This window comes from Tessaracoccus bendigoensis DSM 12906 (assembly GCF_900141915.1).
GTDB classification, from domain to species: domain Bacteria; phylum Actinomycetota; class Actinomycetes; order Propionibacteriales; family Propionibacteriaceae; genus Arachnia; species Arachnia bendigoensis.
This window is the reverse complement of the sequence record NZ_FQZG01000038.1, coordinates 19,037-39,300: the sequence shown is the minus strand read 5'-3', so window position 1 is coordinate 39,300 and position 20,264 is coordinate 19,037. Positions and strand designations below refer to the sequence as shown.

The 20,264-nt window shown below is 66.7% G+C and carries 18 protein-coding genes; 11 read left to right on the top strand and 7 right to left on the bottom strand.

Annotation, left to right across the window (positions count from 1 at the left end; genetic code table 11):
* Positions 1 to 14: 14 nt before the first annotated feature.
* On the bottom strand, positions 15 to 1,247 hold the full coding sequence (locus tag BUC15_RS11075) for a phospholipase D-like domain-containing protein (protein WP_073188201.1): 1,233 nt from the start codon (positions 1,245 to 1,247) through the stop codon (positions 15 to 17).
* A gap of 59 nt (positions 1,248 to 1,306) precedes the next feature.
* Between BUC15_RS11075 and pcrA the strand changes: the two genes are divergently transcribed.
* The gene (pcrA, locus tag BUC15_RS11070) at positions 1,307 to 3,718 is read left to right on the top strand and encodes a DNA helicase PcrA (RefSeq protein ID WP_073188197.1); all 2,412 of its coding nucleotides are present in this window, start codon (positions 1,307 to 1,309) and stop codon (positions 3,716 to 3,718) included.
* Between the two features lie 84 nt (positions 3,719 to 3,802).
* Here pcrA and BUC15_RS11065 read toward each other — a convergent pair whose 3' ends face one another.
* Positions 3,803 to 4,831 (bottom strand): M23 family metallopeptidase, encoded by a 1,029-nt coding sequence (locus BUC15_RS11065; protein WP_073188196.1) that lies wholly within the window; start codon positions 4,829 to 4,831, stop codon positions 3,803 to 3,805.
* Positions 4,832 to 4,979: 148 nt separating this feature from the next.
* On the opposite strand from BUC15_RS11065, the gene sucC reads away from it, so the two are divergent.
* Positions 4,980 to 6,155 carry an ADP-forming succinate--CoA ligase subunit beta gene (sucC, locus tag BUC15_RS11060; RefSeq protein WP_073188195.1) on the top strand — a complete coding sequence of 392 codons (1,176 nt, stop codon included), beginning with the start codon at positions 4,980 to 4,982 and terminating at the stop codon, positions 6,153 to 6,155.
* A gap of 7 nt (positions 6,156 to 6,162) precedes the next feature.
* Positions 6,163 to 7,059: a succinate--CoA ligase subunit alpha gene (sucD, locus tag BUC15_RS11055; protein WP_073188193.1), complete on the top strand. Its 897-nt coding sequence runs from the start codon at positions 6,163 to 6,165 to the stop codon at positions 7,057 to 7,059.
* Between the two features lie 69 nt (positions 7,060 to 7,128).
* On the opposite strand, the gene BUC15_RS11050 is transcribed toward sucD, so the two are convergent.
* Positions 7,129 to 8,805 carry a hypothetical protein gene (locus BUC15_RS11050; protein WP_073188192.1) on the bottom strand — a complete coding sequence of 559 codons (1,677 nt, stop codon included), beginning with the start codon at positions 8,803 to 8,805 and terminating at the stop codon, positions 7,129 to 7,131.
* A gap of 102 nt (positions 8,806 to 8,907) precedes the next feature.
* On the opposite strand from BUC15_RS11050, the gene BUC15_RS11045 reads away from it, so the two are divergent.
* Genes BUC15_RS11045 through BUC15_RS11025 form a run of 5 tightly spaced genes read left to right on the top strand, consistent with a single transcriptional unit; the run spans position 8,908 to position 13,420 of the window.
* Entirely contained in the window at positions 8,908 to 10,161 is a 1,254-nt protein-coding gene (locus tag BUC15_RS11045; protein WP_139280223.1) for a cell division protein PerM, read from the top strand.
* Positions 10,158 to 10,730 carry a phosphoribosylglycinamide formyltransferase gene (purN, locus tag BUC15_RS11040; RefSeq protein ID WP_073188190.1) on the top strand — a complete coding sequence of 191 codons (573 nt, stop codon included), beginning with the start codon at positions 10,158 to 10,160 and terminating at the stop codon, positions 10,728 to 10,730. Before BUC15_RS11045 ends, purN begins: the two co-directional genes overlap by 4 nt.
* Positions 10,727 to 12,286 (top strand): bifunctional phosphoribosylaminoimidazolecarboxamide formyltransferase/IMP cyclohydrolase, encoded by a 1,560-nt coding sequence (purH, locus tag BUC15_RS11035; protein ID WP_245787958.1) that lies wholly within the window; start codon positions 10,727 to 10,729, stop codon positions 12,284 to 12,286. Before purN ends, purH begins: the two co-directional genes overlap by 4 nt.
* An 8-nt stretch (positions 12,287 to 12,294) precedes the next feature.
* Positions 12,295 to 13,149, top strand: coding sequence for a bifunctional methylenetetrahydrofolate dehydrogenase/methenyltetrahydrofolate cyclohydrolase (locus tag BUC15_RS11030; protein ID WP_073188188.1), 855 nt, complete (start codon positions 12,295 to 12,297; stop codon positions 13,147 to 13,149).
* On the top strand, positions 13,139 to 13,420 hold the full coding sequence (locus BUC15_RS11025; protein WP_073188187.1) for a DUF3017 domain-containing protein: 282 nt from the start codon (positions 13,139 to 13,141) through the stop codon (positions 13,418 to 13,420). The genes BUC15_RS11030 and BUC15_RS11025 overlap by 11 nt, the downstream gene beginning before the upstream one ends.
* A gap of 12 nt (positions 13,421 to 13,432) precedes the next feature.
* Here BUC15_RS11025 and BUC15_RS11020 read toward each other — a convergent pair whose 3' ends face one another.
* Positions 13,433 to 14,584 (bottom strand): carbohydrate kinase family protein, encoded by a 1,152-nt coding sequence (locus tag BUC15_RS11020; RefSeq protein ID WP_073188185.1) that lies wholly within the window; start codon positions 14,582 to 14,584, stop codon positions 13,433 to 13,435.
* Entirely contained in the window at positions 14,581 to 14,766 is a 186-nt protein-coding gene (locus BUC15_RS19520) for a hypothetical protein (RefSeq protein WP_139280222.1), read from the bottom strand. The genes BUC15_RS11020 and BUC15_RS19520 overlap by 4 nt, the downstream gene beginning before the upstream one ends.
* A gap of 315 nt (positions 14,767 to 15,081) precedes the next feature.
* Here BUC15_RS19520 and BUC15_RS11015 point away from each other — a divergent pair, with 315 nt between their 5' ends.
* Both BUC15_RS11015 and BUC15_RS11005 read left to right on the top strand, forming a co-directional pair.
* Positions 15,082 to 15,738 carry a vitamin K epoxide reductase family protein gene (locus BUC15_RS11015; RefSeq protein ID WP_217652210.1) on the top strand — a complete coding sequence of 219 codons (657 nt, stop codon included), beginning with the start codon at positions 15,082 to 15,084 and terminating at the stop codon, positions 15,736 to 15,738.
* 514 nt (positions 15,739 to 16,252) lie between these two features.
* The gene (locus BUC15_RS11005; RefSeq protein ID WP_073188180.1) at positions 16,253 to 17,242 is read left to right on the top strand and encodes a malate dehydrogenase; all 990 of its coding nucleotides are present in this window, start codon (positions 16,253 to 16,255) and stop codon (positions 17,240 to 17,242) included.
* Positions 17,243 to 17,304: 62 nt separating this feature from the next.
* Here the strand turns inward: BUC15_RS11005 and BUC15_RS11000 are convergent, their stop codons facing one another.
* Entirely contained in the window at positions 17,305 to 18,912 is a 1,608-nt protein-coding gene (locus BUC15_RS11000) for a solute symporter family protein (RefSeq protein WP_073188177.1), read from the bottom strand.
* Positions 18,909 to 19,259: a DUF485 domain-containing protein gene (locus tag BUC15_RS10995; RefSeq protein WP_073188174.1), complete on the bottom strand. Its 351-nt coding sequence runs from the start codon at positions 19,257 to 19,259 to the stop codon at positions 18,909 to 18,911. The genes BUC15_RS11000 and BUC15_RS10995 overlap by 4 nt, the downstream gene beginning before the upstream one ends.
* 144 nt (positions 19,260 to 19,403) lie before the next feature.
* On the opposite strand from BUC15_RS10995, the gene BUC15_RS10990 reads away from it, so the two are divergent.
* Entirely contained in the window at positions 19,404 to 20,252 is an 849-nt protein-coding gene (locus tag BUC15_RS10990) for a formyltetrahydrofolate deformylase (RefSeq protein ID WP_217652211.1), read from the top strand.
* Positions 20,253 to 20,264 lie beyond the last annotated feature (12 nt).

Genomic DNA, 20,264 nt, shown 5'->3' with positions numbered 1-20,264 from the left:
CCCCCCCCCGGGGGTCAGAAAAGTGGCCGCCAGGGTGACAGGAACGCCTCGGTGCCCTTGGCCACCAGGGAGCGGGACCTCCAGCGTTCCTCATTCAATTCGATGCAGTTGGAAAGGTCGGTGGCGTAGACGCTCTCCATCTGCGTGGCCACGTCTCGGTCGGTGATCTCGAGGTTCAGTTCGTAGTTGCCCAGCATGCTCAACCGGTCGAGGTTGGCTGTGCCGATCGTCGACCAGTGCCCGTCGATCGTGCCCGTCTTCGCGTGTACCATCGCCCCCTGGTAGAGGAACAGCCGGATTCCTGAGCGCAGCAACCGTTCGTAGAAGCCCCGCGACAGCCAGTCGGCCACCACATGGTTGGATCGCTCGGGGATGATGATCCGCACATCGACCCCCCTGTTCGCCGCATCCCGCAACGCCGCCACGAAGTCTTCGTCGGGGAGGAGATAGGCGTGAGTCAGCCAGATCCGCTCCTGCGCCCGGTCGATCGCCTCCAGGTACATGTTACGGATCGGGTAGACCTGGATGCGGGGGGTGTTGCGGTGCAGCCGCAGGTCGGTCCTCCAGCCGCGTGCCGGGTTGTCCTCGATCGGGCGTCGGTGTCGACCGAGGTTCTGATTCCAGAAGTCGATGAACGCGTTGTCAAGTTCGGCGACCCCGGGGCCGACGATGCGGGCATGCGTGTCGCGCCATCCCGTCGCATAGAGCGAACCGATGTTGTAGCCGCCGACGAAGCCGACCCGACCGTCGACGCACAGCAGTTTGCGGTGGTTGCGGCCCCACGTGCGGGGTCGCCAAGGGATGGGGAACGCCGGGTAGCAAAGGACGTTTACCCGTGGCGACAGCCGGTGGTAGAAGGGCAACGGCACGACCAGGTTGCCGAATCCGTCCCAGACGGCGTAGACCTCCACGCCACGCTCAGCGGCCCTGTTGAGGGCGCTGACGAAAGCCTCACCGGTGGCGTCGGACTTCCAGATGTAGGACTCGAAGTAGACCACCTTCCCGGCCGAGTCGATGGCCTTGAGCATCGCGTCGAACAGGTATTCCCCGTAGGTGTAGACGGTGATCTCGTCCTGTTGGACCGCCACCGGTTCGGGTGGGGTCACCGGGAACTTCCGGAGCTTGCGGTGCTTCTTGCGAAGCGACTCAACCAGCGTCATCAGCGCCATCGCAGCGACTTGGAGGATGAGGATCGAGGCGGTGATGCGGTTCACGATCCGTTGGGTCTTCGCGAAGGTGGAGCGCATGTCCGCCATGCTACCGGGGGCCGTCGGCGTGGGGCGGGCAGGTAGTCTTGTCCCTCGACATGAGCGACTCCCTGTTTCCCGATCTCTTCGCCGCCTTCCGGCCTGATGAGACGACGCCCACATCCCGCCCCGATCCCGAGCGCCGGGACCAGAAGACGACCGCGAAGAAGGTGGGGGCCGAGGAACTGCTAGACGGCCTCAACCCACCCCAGCGGGAGGCCGTGCTGCACGCCGGGGGGCCCGTCCTGGTGGTCGCGGGTGCCGGTTCGGGCAAGACGAGGGTGCTCACCCGCAGGATCGCGCACCTAGTCGCAGAGAGGGGCGTCCATCCCGGGTCGATCCTGGCCATCACGTTCACCAACAAGGCGGCCGCGGAGATGCGGCAACGCGTCGTCGACCTCGTCGGAAACCGTGCAAAGCTGATGTGGGTCTCGACCTTCCACTCGGCCTGCGTGCGCATCCTGCGCTCCGACATCGACCGCTTCGGCATCTCGAAGAGTTTCTCGATCTACGACGATGCCGACTCCAAACGCCTCATGTCGCTGGTGCTGCGGGATCTGGAGGTCGACCCGAAGCGGTTCCCGGTTCGCGCCGTCCTCAACGCCGTCGGAAACTACAAAAACGACCTTGTGGATCATGAAACGGCAGCCCTTGAAGCCAGCGGTCAACAGCGGCAGGTCTACGCGGAGGCCTACGGCGAGTACCAACGTCGGCTCGGGGCAGCCAATGCGCTCGACTTCGACGACCTCATCATGACGACGGTGCATCTGTTCCGGGCGTTTCCCGACGTGCGGGAGAAGTACCGACGCAGGTTCCGGCAGGTACTGGTCGACGAATACCAGGACACCAACCACGCACAGTACGCACTCATCCGGGAACTCTGCTCCGACGAGGACACTGGGGCCGGGCCCGCGATGGTCGAAGGCGCCGAACTGATGGTGGTCGGCGACTCGGACCAGTCGATCTACGCCTTCCGGGGCGCAACCATCCGCAACATCCTCGACTTCGAGAAGGACTTCCCCGGGGCCGAGACCATCGTCCTCGACCAGAACTACCGATCCACCCAGAACGTTCTGACGGCGGCCAACTCGGTCATCTCCCAGAACACCGGCCGCCGCGAGAAGCGACTGTGGTCGAGCCTGGGTGAGGGTGAACTCGTCGTGGGCTGGGTCGCCGACACCGAACACGACGAGGCCCAGTTCGTCGCAGACGAGATCGACAAACTGTCCGACCAGGGCGTCAGCCAGTACGGCGACACGGCCGTGTTCTACCGCACCAACGCCCAGTCACGGGCCCTGGAAGAGGTCTTCATCCGCGTCGGTATGCCATACAAGGTGGTCGGTGGCGTGCGATTCTACGAACGCCGGGAGATCAGGGACGCCATCGCCTACCTGCGTGCGATCGCGAACCCCGCAGACGACGTCTCCGTGCGCCGCATCCTCAACGTGCCCAAGCGTGGCATCGGCGACCGGGCGGAGGCTTCAATCTCGAGCCTCGCCTCCTCCGAGCGCACCTCATTCTTCGACGCCCTCCAGCGGGCCTCCGAGGCGCCGGGGCTGGCCACGAGATCGCTCCGGCAGATCCAGGGCTTCGTCGACGTCATGAACCTGCACCGGGCCATGGTCGCCAACGGTTCCCCGGCAGATGAGGTGCTGACGTCGATCCTCAAGGAGTCGGGCTACCTGCCCGAACTGGAGGCCTCCACGGACCCGCAGGATCTCACCCGGATCGAGAACCTCGTCGAACTCGTCTCGGTCGCCGGCGAGTTCGTGGCCAATGCGAACACCGTCGATCTGGATGAAGAGGCCGTCGGGCTCGCCGCCGGTATGCCGGAACCCGACGACTCCCTGCCTGCGTTCCTGGAACGGATCGCCCTGGTCGCCGATTCAGATCAGGTTCCCGACCACGAAGAGGGCAAGGGCGTGGTGACGATGATGACGCTGCACACCGCGAAGGGGCTGGAGTTCGACACCGTATTCCTGACCGGCATGGAGGAGGGCCTCTTCCCCCACATGAGGACCCTCACCGAGCCGGATGAGGTGGAGGAGGAGCGCAGGCTCGCCTATGTCGGCATCACCCGTGCGCGCAAGCGGCTCTACCTCAGCCGCAGCAGCGTGCGCGTGACCTTCGGGTCGCCCACCTACAACCCGCCGTCACGCTTCCTCGGCGAGATCTCCCCACACGTGCTCGACTGGCGTCGCACGGCGGTGTCGTCGACCACGTGGGCCGGTCAGGCTGCGACCAGGAACCGGACTACGTCGGCGTCGATGCAGTCGTTCGGGAAGGGCGGCGGGCCGGTGAAGACCGTGGCCACCGTGGATGTCGGCGACAGGGTGCTGCACGCCGCTTTCGGGATGGGCACTGTGCTTGCGGTGACGGGGGTCGGGGACGCGACCAGGGTCGATGTCGACTTCGGTTCGGCGGGCACCAAGCGACTCAGCCTGAAACACTCCCCGATGGAGAAGCTCTGAGCCGTGGTCGGGTCGCGTCAGACCTGCGCTGAGCGCGAAAGAGGGGGCAGCCCGCCGGGCCGCCCCCTCTTTCGCGTTTGTGGCTCAGGCGACGCCGAGCGACCTCAGGAAGGCCATCGGGTCAGAGGCCTCGTACACCTTGCCCGGCGTGACGCCCGGCTTGTAGTACTCCATGTGCAGGTGGGCGCCGAAGCTGCGTCCGGTGACGCCGACGTAACCGATCAGCTGGCCAGCCTTGACGGTTTCACCGGTGTTGACGACCTTGCGGCTCATGTGGGCGTACAGCGTCGCGCCGCCGTTGGAGTGCCTGATGACGACGTTGGTGCCTGCCCAGCCGCCAGCGGTGGGGCTCAGGATCACGCCGGAGGCGACCGCGTAGATGGGGGTGCCGATCGGGGCGGGGAAGTCCTGGCCGGTGTGGTAGCGCGACCACGAGCCCGTCTTGCCGAACCATGCACCGATGCTGTAGTTGCTCTTCAGGGGCATCGAGCCACCGGTGGAGCTCAGGTTGGAGACGTCCTCGGCGCTCAGGTCCGCCGTCTCGGTGACCTCGCCACCGCTCGCGGCCGCGGCCGCCGCTGCCTTCTTGGCCTCTTCGAGCTTCCGGGCGGCCTCCTCGGCCTCTTTCTTCAGCTTCGCGCTCTGGGCATCGACAAGGGCCATGTCCTCGTCCATGAGGCGCTGCCGCTCTTCGGAGGTCATGTCGGTGTAAGCCTTGACGGCGTCCTCTGATGAGGCGCCCATGTTGGCCGTACGGTCCTTCGCCTTCTCGTCGGCGACCGCTTCGCTCAGGTTGGAACGGACGGCATTGCGGCTGACCTCTTCGCTCCGGTCGGCGAACCCCTCCTCGACGGCGGCGACGGCCGCGGCCGGAACGGCCGCTGTGGCGTCGGCCGACTCGGATGAGTTGTCAAGGCCGGAACCCCGGCTCACGAAGGCCAGGGAGAAGAGTGCGGCGACGGCTACCGCGCCCGATACGCTGAGGGCGATCAGCTTCCGGCTGAGCCCGAAGGCGACGGCCCCGCGCTGTGCGCGTCCTGGGTCGTTGGCCTCGAGTTCGGCGACGTCACCTTCAAAGTCGACCTGCGCCCCGCGCTTGGCTGCGTCCTTCACCTGACTCCTGACATATGTGGGTGTCCCTTCGGGACCTTCCGAAGAGAACCTTAACAGTTCTCAGGATTCTCTCAAAATCGGGTCTGGGGTTGCGCGGGAAGGGTAGTCTTTGGCGCGGTGGTCACCTACTCACACCCAAAGGAACAACGTGGATCTCTTGGAGTATCAGGCGCGCGACCTGTTCGAGCGGGGCGGCGTCCCTGTCCTGGCAGGCAGGACGGCGACGACGCCGCAAGAGGCCGTCGAGGCCTACAAGTCACTTGGTGCCGACCTTGCCGTCGTCAAGGCGCAGGTCCGGACCGGTGGCCGGGGGAAGGCGGGCGGCGTAAAACTCGCCCGGGGCGAGGAGGCCGTCCTGAAGACGGCAACCGAGATCCTGAACCTGACCATCAAGGAGCACCGGGTCGAGACGGTGATGCTGAGCCCCGCGGCCGACATCGCTGAGGAGTTCTATTTCTCAATCCTTTTGGACCGCGCCTCGGGTGGATACCTCGCCATGTGCAGCGTGGAGGGCGGCGTCGAGATCGAGACCCTGGCGCTCGAGCGGCCGGAGGCACTTGTCAAGGTTCCCCTGGACCCGGTCGAGGGGATCACGCCGGCGGTCGCGGCCCGGATCGTGGAGGAGGCCGGATTCCTGCCGGATGACCACGGGCCCATCGTGGAGGTGCTGCAGCAACTATGGCAGGTGTTCCGAGAAGCCGACGCCACCCTCGTCGAGGTCAATCCGTTGGTCAAGACCGGAGATGGCCGCATCATCGCGCTCGACGGCAAGGTGACCCTCGACGCGAACGCCGCGTTCCGGCACCCTGAATGGGACGAGTACGAGGAGGCCGCGGCAACGGTCGACCTTGAACGACAGGCCCGCGACCTCAACCTGAACTACGTCAAGCTGGACGGCACTGTAGGCGTGATCGGGAACGGTGCGGGGCTCGTGATGAGCACCCTGGACGTGGTTGCCGCTGCCGGGTTAGAACTCCCCGGGCAACCCCACCCGGCGAACTTCCTCGACATCGGGGGTGGCGCGTCTGCCGCGGTCATGGCCAACGGGCTGCGCATCATCATGAGCGACCCGCAAGTCAAGTCCGTGTTCGTGAACGTGTTCGGAGGCATCACCGCGTGCAGCGACGTTGCCAACGGCATCGTCAACGCGCTTGAGATGCTCGGTGAAGAGGCCAGGCTCCCCATCGTCGTGCGGCTGGACGGCAACTCCGTCGAGGTCGGGAAGGCGATCCTCTCGGAGGCCAACCTGCCCCTCATCACCGTCAAGAACACCATGGACGAAGCAGCCCGTGCCGCGGCGCGCTTCGCCGCCGAAGAGAACTGAGCCACGGATGCCTGTATTCATCAACGCCTCCTCAAGGGTCCTCGTCCAGGGCATGACGGGTCGCGAGGGCCGCAAACACACCCAGCGCATGATCATGTCCGGCACCCGGATCCTCGGTGGGGTCACGCCCGGCAAGTCCGGGGAGTCCGTCCTGTTCGAGGAAGACCCCGTGCCCGTGTTCGGCTCGATGGCCGAGGCGGTGGCGGCGACCGGAGCCGACGTCTCCGTGGTCTTCGTGCCGCCGAAGTTCGCCAAGGCCGCGGTTCTCGAGGCCGTCGAAGCGGAGATCGGGCTCTGCGTGGTGATCACCGAGGGCATCCCGGTGCGCGACTCCATCGAGTTCCTGACCGCCGCCCGCGCGTCGGGTACGAGGGTCATCGGCCCGAACTGCCCGGGTCTCATCTCACCAGGCAAGTCGAACGTCGGGATCATCCCCGCACACATCTCCGGCCAGGGTCGCATCGGCCTGGTGTCCAAGTCCGGCACCCTCACTTATCAGATGATGTATGAACTGCGCGACCACGGCTTCTCAACGGCTGTCGGCATCGGCGGTGACCCCGTTGTTGGGACCACACACATCGACGTCCTGCAGGCCTTCCAAGACGACCCCGACACCGACATCATCGTGATGATCGGCGAGATCGGCGGTGACGCGGAGGAGCGTGCCGCAGACTACATCGCAGCCAACATCACCAAGCCCGTGATCGGCTACGTGGCGGGCTTCACCGCCCCGCCCGGCCGGACGATGGGGCACGCCGGGGCGATCATCACCGGCTCTGCGGGGACCGCGGCAGCGAAGAAGGAGGCGCTCGAGGCCTCCGGGGTGCTCGTCGGAGAGACACCGTCGCTCACGGCCCAACTCGTCCGCGACGCGATCGCGGAGCTCAGAAGCAGCCGCTCCTGATCTTCGTCACAAGGTGACGCCCCCACGAGTTCTCGTGGGGGCGTCGCTTGGTTCCGTGGCGGGGGAGTGTCACTCGAACTGGGTGAGGCGGACCCCGACCCGTTCGGCGAGCGTGCTCAGCTGGGCTGCCTTGAACTGGTACCCACCCTCGACGGAAACCAGCGTGTAGGACACGCGTTCCCCGACGACCGTGATGATCGCTTGCCAGGCGCTCCTGGTGTCGTTGCTCTGCTGTCGGGTGATCGTGAAGATCCGAGACGACCCCTTCTGTCCGTCCACGCCGACCGACGCGACCGCATCGGCCTCCGAGACGTCGGAACCGGGCACCCTGGCCTTGCAGTTCGCCAGGTTGCCACCCAGCTTCGTCACGAAGGTGGCGGCAGTCTCCTTGTCGTCGAACGTGAAGACCGCCTGATCCAACCCGAACAGCGCAGGGGTCTCGTCGTCCTGGGCGATCTGATAGCGGGCCACCTGTCGTTGGGTGGGACCGGCCTCGCTCGACAGCGTCATGTTTTCACATCCGGTGCCGAACGTGGTGAGGGCCTGCGGTTCCGAGGCCGACCACAGCCCGGCCCCGGCCCGGACGCGCGGCAGGTCGGAGGCGATGAGCCAACCGTACGGCTCGACCGCCGGGACGACGCCCGGTGTCACGACGGGGTCGACCTGCTCGTCGGCGCCGGCCGCCTCGTTGATGGCCTGCTGCGGGCGGGTCAGGGCGGTGGCCACATCCTCGGCCGGGACGGCATCATCCAGCCTGCGCACCTCCAAGAGTTGCAGGGTGCGACCTTCCTGCGTCAACAGCAGGGTGCGGTAGTCGGGAGTCTCGTCGTCGGCAACCAGGTCGATCTGGAAGGTGCGATCGGCGAACCCTGTGACGTTGCTCGCCCCGACGATGCGTGCCTGAACCAGAACGGCCGCGCAGTTGGACAGCGCCGTGGTCCGCGCATCCATCACCGAGGTGGCGGCGTCCTCGTCGGCGTACGCGTCGATCTGGTGCAACGTCGCAAGCTTGTCATCTCCGCCGGTGGCCAGTGAGCGTTGAAAGCTCTGCACTGGATTGACGTCGACGCTTACGGTGCTGAGGCACGTGGCGAAGCTCTGGTGATCCGCGACCGAGTCTGTGGTCGAGACCTCAGACCAGCTCGAGACCGTCGAGATGGCCGCCAGGTCGGCGGGCTCCACGAGGTCGGCATCGGTGATCGGTGTGGCGCTGGCCGAGGGGCTCGGGGTCGCGGTGGCGCTCGCAGACGGCGAGACGGCTCCCGGCCCGGCATCCCGAATGCTGCGGGCAATGAAGAACGAAATGAGCGCAAGCGCGAGCGCGATGGCGAGGCCACCGGCGGCCCAGACGACGAGGCGGTTGCGATGGGCCGCAACCCACTGCCACTGCTGTGAAGCGGAATCCGACTCGACGGGACTCGTGCTTGAAAGGGCCGAGCGGCGTGGCGCCGGGCCCTGGAACGCGGAAGAGGGGAGTACTGGTGCAGGGATCGGGGTGGCCTCAAGGGGATCGCCGCCGCGGGTCGGGCTCTCGGGCGTCGGCATGCGGGCGGAGTCGCTGCCGGGGCGCGCAAATGGGTTCGACCCCGGCTCCCCGCCGTCCGGCTCCGGGTCGAGAGCGGGTTCGTCGGGTGAGCTGCGTCGCGGGCTGCCCGGCGATGCGGCTGCGGTATCGTCGATCTCGTCAGTCTCAGGCTTATCCGACGCCTGGGCCCGACGAGGGCGCGTCTCCTCACCATCTGACATGCCATCACCTCCAAACGGCCACTGCTTGATATATAGGGTGTCGTCTGGCAACACTACCGGGGGAGCGAACAAACATGCGAGAAGTGCGAGTGGAGAATCTGGATGGCAAGGACCTCTGCTAAGCCCCGGACGGTGGCCATGGACGTCCATCGGGTCCCCCGTGGACACCAACGCCAGTGGTCCTGGCCCTGGTATGTCACCGCGGGTTTCGGGCCGATCGCGGTGCTGCTTGCGATGTGGCTGGTGCTGGGGGGGCTCGCCGCCATCGGCTGGCTCACCTCCCCGGATGCGACGCTGCCCGGCGCGCTCGCGCTCGCCTCGAAGATGTTGCTGTTGGCCAATGGTGCCCCGGTCGAGATCGGGGGGCTGCCGGTCGGGATTGCGCCGCTCGGGCTCTCCACGTTGCTCATCCTCCTGTCGCTGCCCATCACTTCGTTCGCGGCCAGGCAGGCCGCCGGTTCGCGCGTGGGTGCATCCGGCACCGATCGCCTCAGACCCGGGCGGGAGGTGGTCGTCTGGCGGGTGGCTGGCCTCTTCGCGGCGGTCTACGCCGTGGGCATGTCAGTCATCGCGGCGGTCAACCAGACACTGTCGTTCAGTGGTGTGGCCGGGAGCCTGGCGATAGGGATCGTCGCTGGGCTCTTGGGAGCGGCGCGCGGCCTCGGGTACGACCCCACGGCGGCGTGGCCTGAATCTCTGAGGGTCGTGCCAAGGGCGGCCGGGGCCGCGCTGTTGGCGCTGCTCGCAGGAGGTGCGGTGCTGCTGACCGTCGCACTCCTGGCCTCGCGGGACCAGATCTCGGTCATCGCGGAAGGGCTCGGTGGTGGCCCGACAGCCACGTTCCTCCTGATCGCGCTGCACCTGGCGTACCTGCCCAACTTCATCCTCGTCTGCATCTCCTGGCTGCTCGGCGCCGGCTTCACGCTTGGCGACGGCTCCGTCGTCACGATGCTCACCTCCGACGTGGGCCTGCTGCCCGCGATCCCAATCCTCGGCGCCGTCCCCGGCCCGGACTTCGGCTCACCCGCGAACTACTGGTGGTTCGGTGTCGGCATCGTCAGTGGGGCGGTGGCCGCCTTGGTGGTGGCCCTGACGCTACCTGGCAGCCGTTTCGACCGGACCGCCCTCATTGGGGGCGGCAGCGGGTTGCTCGCAGGCGGCCTGGTTGTGGTGGCCTGTGCACTGGGCTCCGGGTCGCTCGGCCTGGAGCGACTCGCACTGGTCGGCGCCCGGGTCACCGCCCTTGTCATGTTCGCGCCGACCATCCTCGGCCTGTCCGGCATGGCCTTCGGTCTCCTATTCGGACTGCTGATGCGCCGCCGCCATCCCGTCGAGGCCGTAGGGTTGGGACAATGATCCGGGTCGTCGTCCTTCTGTCAGGTACCGGCACTCTCTGCCAGGCGCTCATCGACGCGATCGATGCGGGTGACGTCGACGCGGAGGTGGTGGCTGTCGTCTCCGACCAGTCGACGGCCGAGGGGCTCGAACGGGCCCGTCGCCGGGGCATCCCCGCCGTGGCGCACCCGTTCATCAAGGGTTCTGACAGGGCGACCTGGGACTCGAAACTTGCCGAACTGGTCGGAGCGTTCGACCCCGACCTCGTGGCATCGGCAGGGTTCATGAAGCTGGTCGGAGAGGCGTTCCTGGCACGCTTCGGGGGGCGAATGATCAACACGCATCCGGCGTTGCTGCCCGCCTTCCCCGGTATACACGGCCCCCGCGACGCGCTCAGAGCCGGTGTGAAGGTCTCGGGGGCGACGGTCTTTCTGGTCGACGCCGGTGTCGACACCGGTAGGATTCTGCTGCAGGGGGCCGTCGACGTGCTGCCGGGAGACGACGTCGAATCACTCCACGAACGCATCAAGGTGGTGGAACGCCGCCTGCTCATCCAGGCCGTCTCCGAATGGAAGAAGGAAAACCCGTGACCGATCTGATCCCGCTCCGCAGAGCGCTCGTCTCCGTTTATGACAAGACCGGGCTGGTCGACCTGGGGCGAGAGCTCGCCGCCGCAGGAGTCGAGATCGTGTCGACCGGATCCACTGCGGCCAAGCTCGCGGAGGCGGGGGTTCCGGTGATTCCCGTCGAGGACGTGACCGGATTCCCGGAGTGCCTCGACGGCCGCGTCAAGACCCTTCACCCGAAGGTGCACGCCGGTATCCTCGCCGATCGCAGGCTCGAGTCGCATCGTGCGCAACTCGACGAGCTCGGGGTGGCCCCGTTCGACCTGGTGATCACCAACCTGTATCCCTTCGAGGCGACCGTCGCCTCCGGCGCGTCTGAGGATGAGTGTGTCGAGCAGATCGACATCGGTGGTCCGACGATGGTGCGGGCCGCGGCCAAGAATCACCCGTCCGTCGCGGTGATCACCTCGGCCGAGCAGTACCCCGCGCTGCGCGCCGCGCTCGTCGCCGGCGGCTTCACCCTCCAGCAGCGCAAGGTGTTGGCCGCGGCGGCCTTCGTGCACACCGCCAACTACGACGTCGCAGTCGCAAGCTGGATGGGCAGCGTACTGACCGACTCCTCGCAGGGCTCCGGCTTCCCGTCCTGGGTCGGCGGCACCTGGCGCAAGGTCGCCGACCTGCGCTACGGCGAGAACTCACACCAGGGTGCGGCCGTCTACTGCAACGGTGACGGGCGTTCCGGCCTGGCCGACGCGACCCAGCTGCACGGCAAGGAGATGAGCTACAACAACTACGTAGACGCCGACGCCGCCCGACGCGCCGCCTACGACTTCCCCGGCCCGGCCGTCGCGATCATCAAGCACGCCAACCCCTGCGGGATCGCCGTCGCCGACGACATCGCCGCCGCCCACCGCCTGGCGCACGCCTGCGACCCGGTGTCCGCATTCGGCGGCGTGATCGCCGCCAACCGGCCGGTGTCGGTGGAGATGGCCAGGCAGGTCAGCGAGGTCTTCACCGAGGTGGTCGTCGCCCCCGGGTACGAAGAGGGCGCCGTGGAGATCCTCTCCGGCAAGAAGAACATCCGCATCCTGATCGCCGATGACGGCACAGCTGGCGGCTTGGCGCTGCGCCAGATCGACGGCGGCATGCTGCTGCAGCACACCGACGCGATCGACGCCGACGGCGACGACCCGGCGAACTGGCGCCTCGCTTCCGGCGAGCCTGCCGACGACGCGACCCTCGCCGACCTCGTCTTCGCCTGGAGGGCGGTGCGCGCGGTCAAGTCCAACGCGATCCTGCTCGCCCACGACGGCGCCTCGGTCGGCGTCGGCATGGGGCAGGTCAACCGAGTCGACTCGTGCCATCTCGCGGTGGACCGTGCCGGGGAGCGGGCCTCCGGCTCGGTGGCGGCCTCTGACGCGTTCTTCCCGTTCGCGGACGGGGCCCAGGTGCTGCTCGACGCCGGCGTGCGCGCCATCGTCCAGCCGGGCGGCTCGGTGCGCGACCAGGAGGTCGTCGACGCTGCGCAGGCCGCGGGTGTGACGATGTACCTCACCGGTACCCGACACTTCTTCCACTGAGGACGCCGATGACCGCCAAGGCACTCGACGGCAAGGCCACCGCCCGGGCCATCAAGGATGAGCTGACCACCAGGGTCGCGATGCTGCGCGAGCGCGGCATCGTCCCCGGGCTGGCGACCGTGCTGGTCGGCAGTGACCCGGCAAGCCAGAACTACGTGCGCATGAAGCACCGCGACTGCGACGAGGTCGGCATCGCCTCGATCCAGGTCGAGCTCCCCGCGGACGCGACGGCCGACCAGCTGCGCGAGGCGATTGAGGCGCTCAACGCTGACCCGGCCTGCACCGGCTACATTGTGCAGCTGCCGATTCCGAAACACCTGGACGAGAACTGGGCGCTCGGCCTCATCGACCCGGATAAGGATGCCGATGGGCTGCACCCCATAAACCTCGGCCGGCTCGTGCTGAACGAACCGGCGACCCTGCCGTGTACGCCGCGCGGCATCGTGGAACTCCTACGCCGCCACGATGTCCCGATCCGGGGCGCGGAGGTGGTCGTCGTCGGCCGAGGCATCACCGTGGGTCGCCCGCTGGGCCTGATCCTGACAAGGCGCAGCGAGAACGCGACCGTGACGCTGTGTCACACCGGCACCCGCGACGTCGCGGATCACACCCGTAGGGCCGACATCGTCGTGGCGGCGGCAGGTGTTCCCCACATGATCACGGCCGACATGATCCGTGAAGGGGCGGCGCTGGTCGATGTGGGGGTCAGCCGGGTCGACGGCAAGACCACCGGCGACCTGGCCCCAGACGTCTGGGAGAAGGCCGCGTGGGTCACCCCGAACCCCGGCGGGGTCGGTCCTATGACCCGCGCCATGCTGCTGAGCAACGTCGTGGATCGGGCCGAAGACCTCAATGCCCGATAAGCCGCCAGAATCGTACCCGCTGAACCCCTGGCCGCTCGTTGCAGTCATCTGTGTGGTGCTCGGCGCAGTTGTGACGGCGTTGTTCGGGCATTGGCGCTTGGCCTCGACGCTGATCGCCGCAGCCCTGCTGCTCGGGGCGTTACTCCGGCTTGTGCTGCCGCGTAGCGTCGCGGGGCTGCTCGTGATCCGCCGCAAGTGGATCGACGTGACGGTGATGGCGGTGCTCGGTGTGGCGACGGCGGCGGTGGCCGCGATCGTACCGCCGAACTGATCGAGCCGACTCTCAGGCGCCCTCTGGATGGCCCCTCTTGTAGCCGAGGTGGGCGGCCAGCGCGAAGGTGCCTTCAGCGCGGCGGACCCCCGCAACCGGATGCGTTGGAATCAGTTCAGCGAGGAACGCGTAGTCGCGCGCGATGTAGGCGGCGCGGAGGTCGCCGTCATCCGCCTGTTTCGAAAGCGTTCGCCACCAGTCGGCGATGTCGCCCCAACCGGGCGCGGCCAGCGATCCACCGAATCGGCGCACGGCCATCGAGGCACTGAGGGAGGCGAACCGGAGCCTGAACTCGAGCGGCCAGCCAGCCAGCGTGCCGAGCACGATGGAAGCGGCGAACACGTCGCCTGCACCCGTTGGGTCGATCGCCTCCACCGGCACCGACGGGCAGTACGCTTCCTCTCCCGTGGAGCCGTCGATCGCGAAACTTCCGCCGACGCCGTCGGTGACGATGGCCAGGGGGACGAGCTCGGCCAGCTTCCTCACGGCCGCCGTCGGCCGGTCGGTGTGGGTGTAGGCCATCGCCTCAACGGCGTTGGGGGTGAATGCGTGGCAGAACTCGAGGGGGGCGAGGCGTGCCGGGTCCCACTTGCCGGAGTCGTCGAAACCGATGTCGGCAAACAGCAGCGTGCCGCGGCTTTTGAGAGTGCGCCAGTGAGGGCCTTCCGAGTTGAGGTCGATGGCGGCCGCCTTGGCCGCAGGGGCCTCGAGCAGCGCCGACTCCAGTGACTCCGGCAACTCGTGGACATGCGTGACCATCCCGCGATCGCCGCGGAATGCCATTGAGACGGTCAGTGCCGAGTGGAAGTTGGTGAAGCGGCGCGAGGCCGACAGGTCGATGTGCTCGTCGTCCTGCAACACGTCCCACATCCAGTCGGCGTAGGCGTCGTCACCGAACCCGGTGACCAGGCCGGTGTGCAGCCCCAGTCGAGCGGTGGCTGTGGCGAGGTTGGCGATGCCTCCGGGGCAGGAACCCATGCCGGTGGAGAAGAGTTCCTCCCCCGGTTCGGGGAGTCGCGGCAGGCCGGAGAAGATGAGATCGAAGAACAGCGGCCCGGTGGTGAGGACGTCCAGGGGCGGGTCTTCCGGTGTGCGGGTGCTCGCAAGTGGGTCCCAGACCCGGCAGTCGGGGCACGGCGGTTCTCTGTGGTCGTGTTCGGTCATTCTTTCGCATCCCCCTCGAGCATGCCGTTGACGAAGAAACGCTGCCGGAACAGGAACGCCACGTTGGTCGGGGCGGCGCTGCTCACCCCACCGGCAGACAGCAGCGCCTCGTCGGCCGTGCACTTTCCCTTGAAGATGGTGCCGAATGTGCGACCTGGCGGCACCGGAACTATCAGGGCCACGTTGACAACGAGTGCGGCGACCAGCGTCGAGTCGGACGAGACGACATTGGTCCTCCTGCATGTTTGGGGCAGTTCGATTCTGTCATGAACGGTGGACCTCCGCCGTCAGTTCGATCTGCCCTGCTTGGCAACCGCAGCGTGGCGGTGGTGGCCGCGTCGCTCGCGGTGGAACGCGAGCCGCCGGGGCCCGTCCCGATGGCGCTGGCCCGATTCCATACCAAGCGAAGTGCCGGTCGCGGCCAGTCCATCCAAGCTGCAAGCGAAATGGGCTGAGGCGGCTCCTGCCCCTTCGCCCGACCCCGTTAGGATTGCGCCATGTCAGCAGCAGCGACCACCGGAGAATCCGACGCGGGGCGAGTGAGAGTCGACCAGAGGGTGATGCCCCCGGACCGGTCCCGCTACATTCTGTTCGGCGAGATGCTGGTGTTCGCGACGCTGAGCCTGGTTGCCTCGTTCATCCTCGCCTACGACGCACTCGTGCTCGCCAGGAACCCGGATGCGGTGCTGGCCTGCTCGATCAACGCGATCTTCGACTGTGCGAAGGTCGGACTTACGCCGCAGGCCAACGTGTTCGGCTTCCCCAACGCGTTCCTCGGACTGATCTCGGAGCCGGTGGTGATGACGATCGCCGTCGCCTCGCTCTGGAAGACGCGGTTCCCGAAGTGGTTCATGTTCACGGCCAACGTGGTCTACCTCCTCGGCGTGATCTTCGCCTACTGGTTGCTGTTCCAGTCGACCTTCGTGATCGGGGCGCTTTGCCCCTGGTGCCTGACCGTGACTCTGGCCACCACCTTCGTGTTCTGGTCGATGACGCACTGGAACATCCTTGAAGGAAACCTGTACGTCTCACCGGCCGTCTTGGAGAAGCTGCGCGGTTTCGCGCGCGACGGGTGGCTGACCATCACGCTCATGGCCTGGGTGGTTCTTGTGGTGTTGTTGGAGGTTCTCAAGTGGGGTTTCCGGCTCTTCTGAGGAATCGTTGATCGAGTGGCTGGTCAGGCAGCGGGCGGAGGGCTGCCCACCGTCGGCCCGCCCCTGTTACCAGTGGTTTGTGGCGGTTACCAGCGGTATCGCTGGTTACCAGCGGTATACCGCTGGTGTCGCGCCTAACGGTTGGTGTCGGGCGCGGATCGCTGGTGTCGCGCCTTTTGGTTGGTGTCGGCGTCGGATCGCTGGTGTCGCGCCTTTTGGTTGGTGTCGGCGTCGGATCGCTGGTGTCGCGCTTTCTGGTTGGTGTCGAGCGACGACCCCTGGCCGACGACGATGAACTTGGCCTGACTCCCCAACTGCGGTCATCCTCCGCATCGACGGAGGTCGTCTCGCGAGCATCGTGGGGCCCCAGACGCCTTGGGGCTTCACCGCCGCATGCACCATGCACCGGTCCGGTGCGCGCGACGTTCGTCGACACAACTGTCCGCCCCCCGGACGGAGACAGAGCCGATGAGGGTAGAGTCAGGGCCACAAGACCTATGAGAGGAATTGAGAAGTGAGCACTGAGGCTCCCGTCAAGATCGCCGTCACCGGCGCCGCAGGCCAGATCTGTTACAGCCTGCTCTTCCGCATCGCCAGCGGTTCGCTGCTGGGGGATCGTCCCATCGAACTTAGGCTGCTCGAGATCACCCCAGCGCTCAAGGCGCTCGAGGGCGTGGTCATGGAACTCAACGACTGCGCCTTCGGTAACGTCGTCAACATCGAGATCGGGGACGACCCGAACAAGGTGTTCGACGGCGTCAACCTGGCCATGCTGGTCGGCGCGATGCCCCGCAAGGCGGGGATGGAGCGTGGCGACCTGCTCTCGGCCAACGGGGCGATCTTCACCGCTCAAGGTAAGGCGCTCAACGCCGTCGCCGCTGACGACGTCAAGGTGCTCGTCACCGGTAACCCGGCCAACACCAACGCGCTCATCGCGCTGAAGAACGCGCCCGACATCCCGGCCGAGCGGTTCAACGCGCTCACCCGCCTCGACCACAACCGCGCCAAGTACCAACTGGCCGCGAAGCTGGGCGTCTCCGTCAACGACGTGTCGCACATGACCATCTGGGGTAACCACTCGGCCACGCAGTACCCGGACCTGTTCAACGCCCTCGTGAACGGGGAAAACGCAGCCGAGCAGGTAAACGATCAGGCGTGGCTCGAGGACACGTTCATCCCGACGGTCGCCAAGCGGGGTGCGGCGATCATCGCGGCCCGCGGGCTCTCGTCGGCGGCGTCGGCCGCCAACGCCACGGTCGAGCACATGCGTGACTGGGTGCTTGGTACCCCCGAGGGAGACTGGGTCTCGATGGCGGTTCCGTCCGACGGGTCCTACGGGGTCCCCGAGGGACTCATCTCCTCCTTCCCGGTGACGGTCAAGGACGGGAAGTACGAGATCGTCCAAGGCCTCGAACTGGGAGACTTCTCCCGCGCCAAGATCGACGCCTCGGTCGCCGAGCTGGTCGACGAGCGCAACGCGGTCACCGAGCTCGGCCTCATCTGAGCCCACCACACACGAGAGCGGCCCTCCCCGGAAATGGGGAGGGCCGCTCTTGCGTGTGCAGATCAGTGGTCGAGCGCTCCGGCGGCACCTGCGCCGGTCATGGAACGAACCTCCATCTCGGCCGCCTGATCGGCGAACTCGTCGCCGTCGGGCTTGACGACGGAGCCGAGCCAGCCGAGGAAGAACCCGACGGGCACAGACACGATGGCGGGGGAATCGATCGGGAACCAGTGGAAGTCCACGTTGGGGAACATCGAGCCCGGCCCGCCCGAGACGGCTGGCGAGAAGATGATCAACACCACTGCGGTGATCAGGCCACCGAAGATTGACCAGACCGCCCCTGCGGTGGAGAACCTCTTCCAGTAGAGCGAGTAGAGGATCGACGGCAGGTTCGCCGATGCGGCGACCGCGAAGGCCAACGAGACCAGGAAGGCGATGTTCTGACCGTTCGCCACGATTCCGCCGACGATCGCGACTATGCCGATCGTGATCGACGTGTAGCGGGCGACCTTCACCTCGCGGGCAGGGTCGGCTTTGCCGTCCTTCATCACGGAGTTGTAGATGTCGTGCGCGAAGGAGGCCGACGCGGTGATGGTGAGGCCGGCCACGACCGCGAGGATGGTCGCGAAGGCGACGCCCGCGATGACCGCCATCAGGACGGTCCCGCCCAGTTCGTAGGCGAGCGCAGGAGCCGCCGCGTTTGCGCCGCCCGGCATGTTCTTGATCGCCTCGGGGCCGACCAGCCAGGCAGCGCCGTAGCCGAGCACCATGGTGAACAGGTAGAACGCCCCGATCAGGCCGATCGCCCACGTGACGGAACGGCGGGCCTCCTTGGCGGTGGGGACGGTGTAGAAGCGCATCAGCACGTGGGGGAGGCCCGAGGCGCCGAGCACGAGCGCGAGACCCATCGAGATCAGGCCGATGGGGTCGGTGTAGCGCTCCATCGGCGCCAGAAGGTCGACGGTCGACCCGTCGGCGGCGCTCTTGGTGATCGCCTCGGTCAACAGGTTGGACATGCTGAAGCCGCTCTTGGCCAGCACCCACACGGTCATGGCGAGCGCGCCGGTGATCAGCAGCACAGCTTTGATCATCTGCACCCAGGTGGTGCCCTTCATGCCGCCGATCAGGACGTAGCCCACCATCAGCAGGCCGACTATGGCGATGACGATGTTCTGGCCGATCACCGACTGGATGCCGAGCAGGAGCGAGACCAACGCGCCGGCGCCGGCCATCTGGGCCAGGAGGTAGAAGAACGTGACGGCCAGCGTCGAGATGGCAGCGGCCAGGCGGACCGGCTTCTGCCTCATGCGGAAGCTCAACACGTCGGCCATCGTGTACTTGCCCGTGTTGCGGAGGGGCTCGGCCACCAGCAGCAGGGCTACGAGCCAGGCCACCAGGAAGCCGACGGAGTAGAGGAGGCCGTCGTAGCCGTAGAGGGCGATGGCCCCGACGATGCCGAGAAACGATGCCGCCGACAGGTAGTCGCCCGCGATCGCGAAGCCATTCTGCCTGCCGTCGAACTGGGCGCCGCCCGTGTAGAAGTCGCTGGCCTTCTTCTGCCCGCCCCTGGTGACGCGGATCACGACGAACAGGGTCACCACCACAAACGCGGCGAAGATGGCGATATTGATGATCGGGTTGCCCAGCTGTTCGGACTCAAGCAGCCTCATCGGATGCTCCCTTCAAGGTCTTCGCGGATCTCCTGCGCGATCGGGTCGACCTTCTTGTTCGAGTAGCGGATGTAGAGCCAGGTGATCAGGAACGTGCTCACGAACTGGCCGATGCCGAACAGCAGACCGACGGTCATGTCGCCGATCACCTTCGTCATCATCAGTTCCTTGGCAAAGATGGATGCCAGGATGTAGGCGAAATACCAGATGAGGAAGACCGCCGTCATGGGGAATGCGAAGGAGCGGAAGGTCTTCCTTAGGTTGGAGAACTCGGGGGACTGCTGGACTCGGTGGAACTCCGCGGCCGGGATGGTCCCGGGCGTCGTCGGAGGCGTCGGATCATTCATGTACGGGTGAGCTTCCTCGAAGTGGTGCGCCTCGTTGCGCAATGGCGACAATAGCCGCTACCGGGAGCCGGTTTAAGACGTTCCGCCAAATCGCTGGTCAGCCCCTCGGGCGCTCGCGGTGGTGCTCCCGGCCGGAACGGTAGCATTGCGCGCATGCCTCAGCTCGTCGTCACTCTCGACTGCCCAGACCGTCCCGGGATCGTGCATGCGATCAGTGGGGCGATCGTGCAGGTGGGCGGCAACATCGCGGAATTGCAGCAGTTCTCGTCTCCCGATTCGGGGCGGTTCTTCACCCGGATCGCGGTGGACGGCGCCGGGGCGCAACCCTTGGACGGGGCGATCCGGGAGGCGACCGCCGAGTTCGGGGCCCGACTCCGCGTCGATGATGTGGGCACTCCGGTGCGCACCCTGGTTCTCGCATCCAAGGCCGGTCACGCTCTGAACGACCTCCTATTCCGTTGGCAGGGAGGGGAACTGCCCATCGACGTGGTGCGGATCATGGCGAACCACGACCAGTTGTCGCCCATGGCCGAGTTTTACGGCGTCGACTTCGAGAGCCACGCCGTCTTCCCGGAAACCAAACCAGATTTTGAGGCACGCGTCCGGCAGGTGGTCGAGGACCACGACGTCCAACTCGTGGTGTTGGCGCGCTACATGCAGATCCTGAGCCCTGAGCTCTGCGACTTCCTCGCCTGGCGGGCGATCAACATCCACCATTCGTTCCTACCCGGTTTCAAGGGCGCCAACCCCTACCGCCAGGCACACACCCGAGGCGTGAAGCTGATCGGGGCCACCGCGCACTTCGTCACCAGCGATCTCGACGAGGGGCCTATCATCGAACAGAACGTGGTGCGGGTCGATCACACCATGAGCGTGGCCAAGCTGATGCGCAAAGGGCAGGCGCAGGAATCCCAGACGCTGGCCGAGGCGGTGCGGCTCTTCGCGGAACACCGCGTGCTCGCCGACGGCAACCGAACAGTCATCTTCCGGTAGGGGGCGGACCTT

Coding starts and splice junctions, on each gene's coding strand:
- BUC15_RS11075 (WP_073188201.1), bottom strand. CDS start 1,247: ATGCGCTCCACCTTCGCGAAGACCCAACGGATCGTGAACCGCATCACC.
- BUC15_RS11030 (WP_073188188.1), top strand. CDS start 12,295: ATGACCGCCAAGGCACTCGACGGCAAGGCCACCGCCCGGGCCATCAAG.
- BUC15_RS11020 (WP_073188185.1), bottom strand. CDS start 14,584: ATGACCGAACACGACCACAGAGAACCGCCGTGCCCCGACTGCCGGGTC.
- BUC15_RS11045 (WP_139280223.1), top strand. CDS start 8,908: ATGGCAAGGACCTCTGCTAAGCCCCGGACGGTGGCCATGGACGTCCAT.
- BUC15_RS11000 (WP_073188177.1), bottom strand. CDS start 18,912: ATGAGGCTGCTTGAGTCCGAACAGCTGGGCAACCCGATCATCAATATC.
- BUC15_RS11050 (WP_073188192.1), bottom strand. CDS start 8,805: ATGTCAGATGGTGAGGAGACGCGCCCTCGTCGGGCCCAGGCGTCGGAT.
- pcrA (WP_073188197.1), top strand. CDS start 1,307: ATGAGCGACTCCCTGTTTCCCGATCTCTTCGCCGCCTTCCGGCCTGAT.
- BUC15_RS10995 (WP_073188174.1), bottom strand. CDS start 19,259: ATGAATGATCCGACGCCTCCGACGACGCCCGGGACCATCCCGGCCGCG.
- purN (WP_073188190.1), top strand. CDS start 10,158: ATGATCCGGGTCGTCGTCCTTCTGTCAGGTACCGGCACTCTCTGCCAG.
- sucD (WP_073188193.1), top strand. CDS start 6,163: ATGCCTGTATTCATCAACGCCTCCTCAAGGGTCCTCGTCCAGGGCATG.
- BUC15_RS11025 (WP_073188187.1), top strand. CDS start 13,139: ATGCCCGATAAGCCGCCAGAATCGTACCCGCTGAACCCCTGGCCGCTC.
- BUC15_RS11015 (WP_217652210.1), top strand. CDS start 15,082: ATGTCAGCAGCAGCGACCACCGGAGAATCCGACGCGGGGCGAGTGAGA.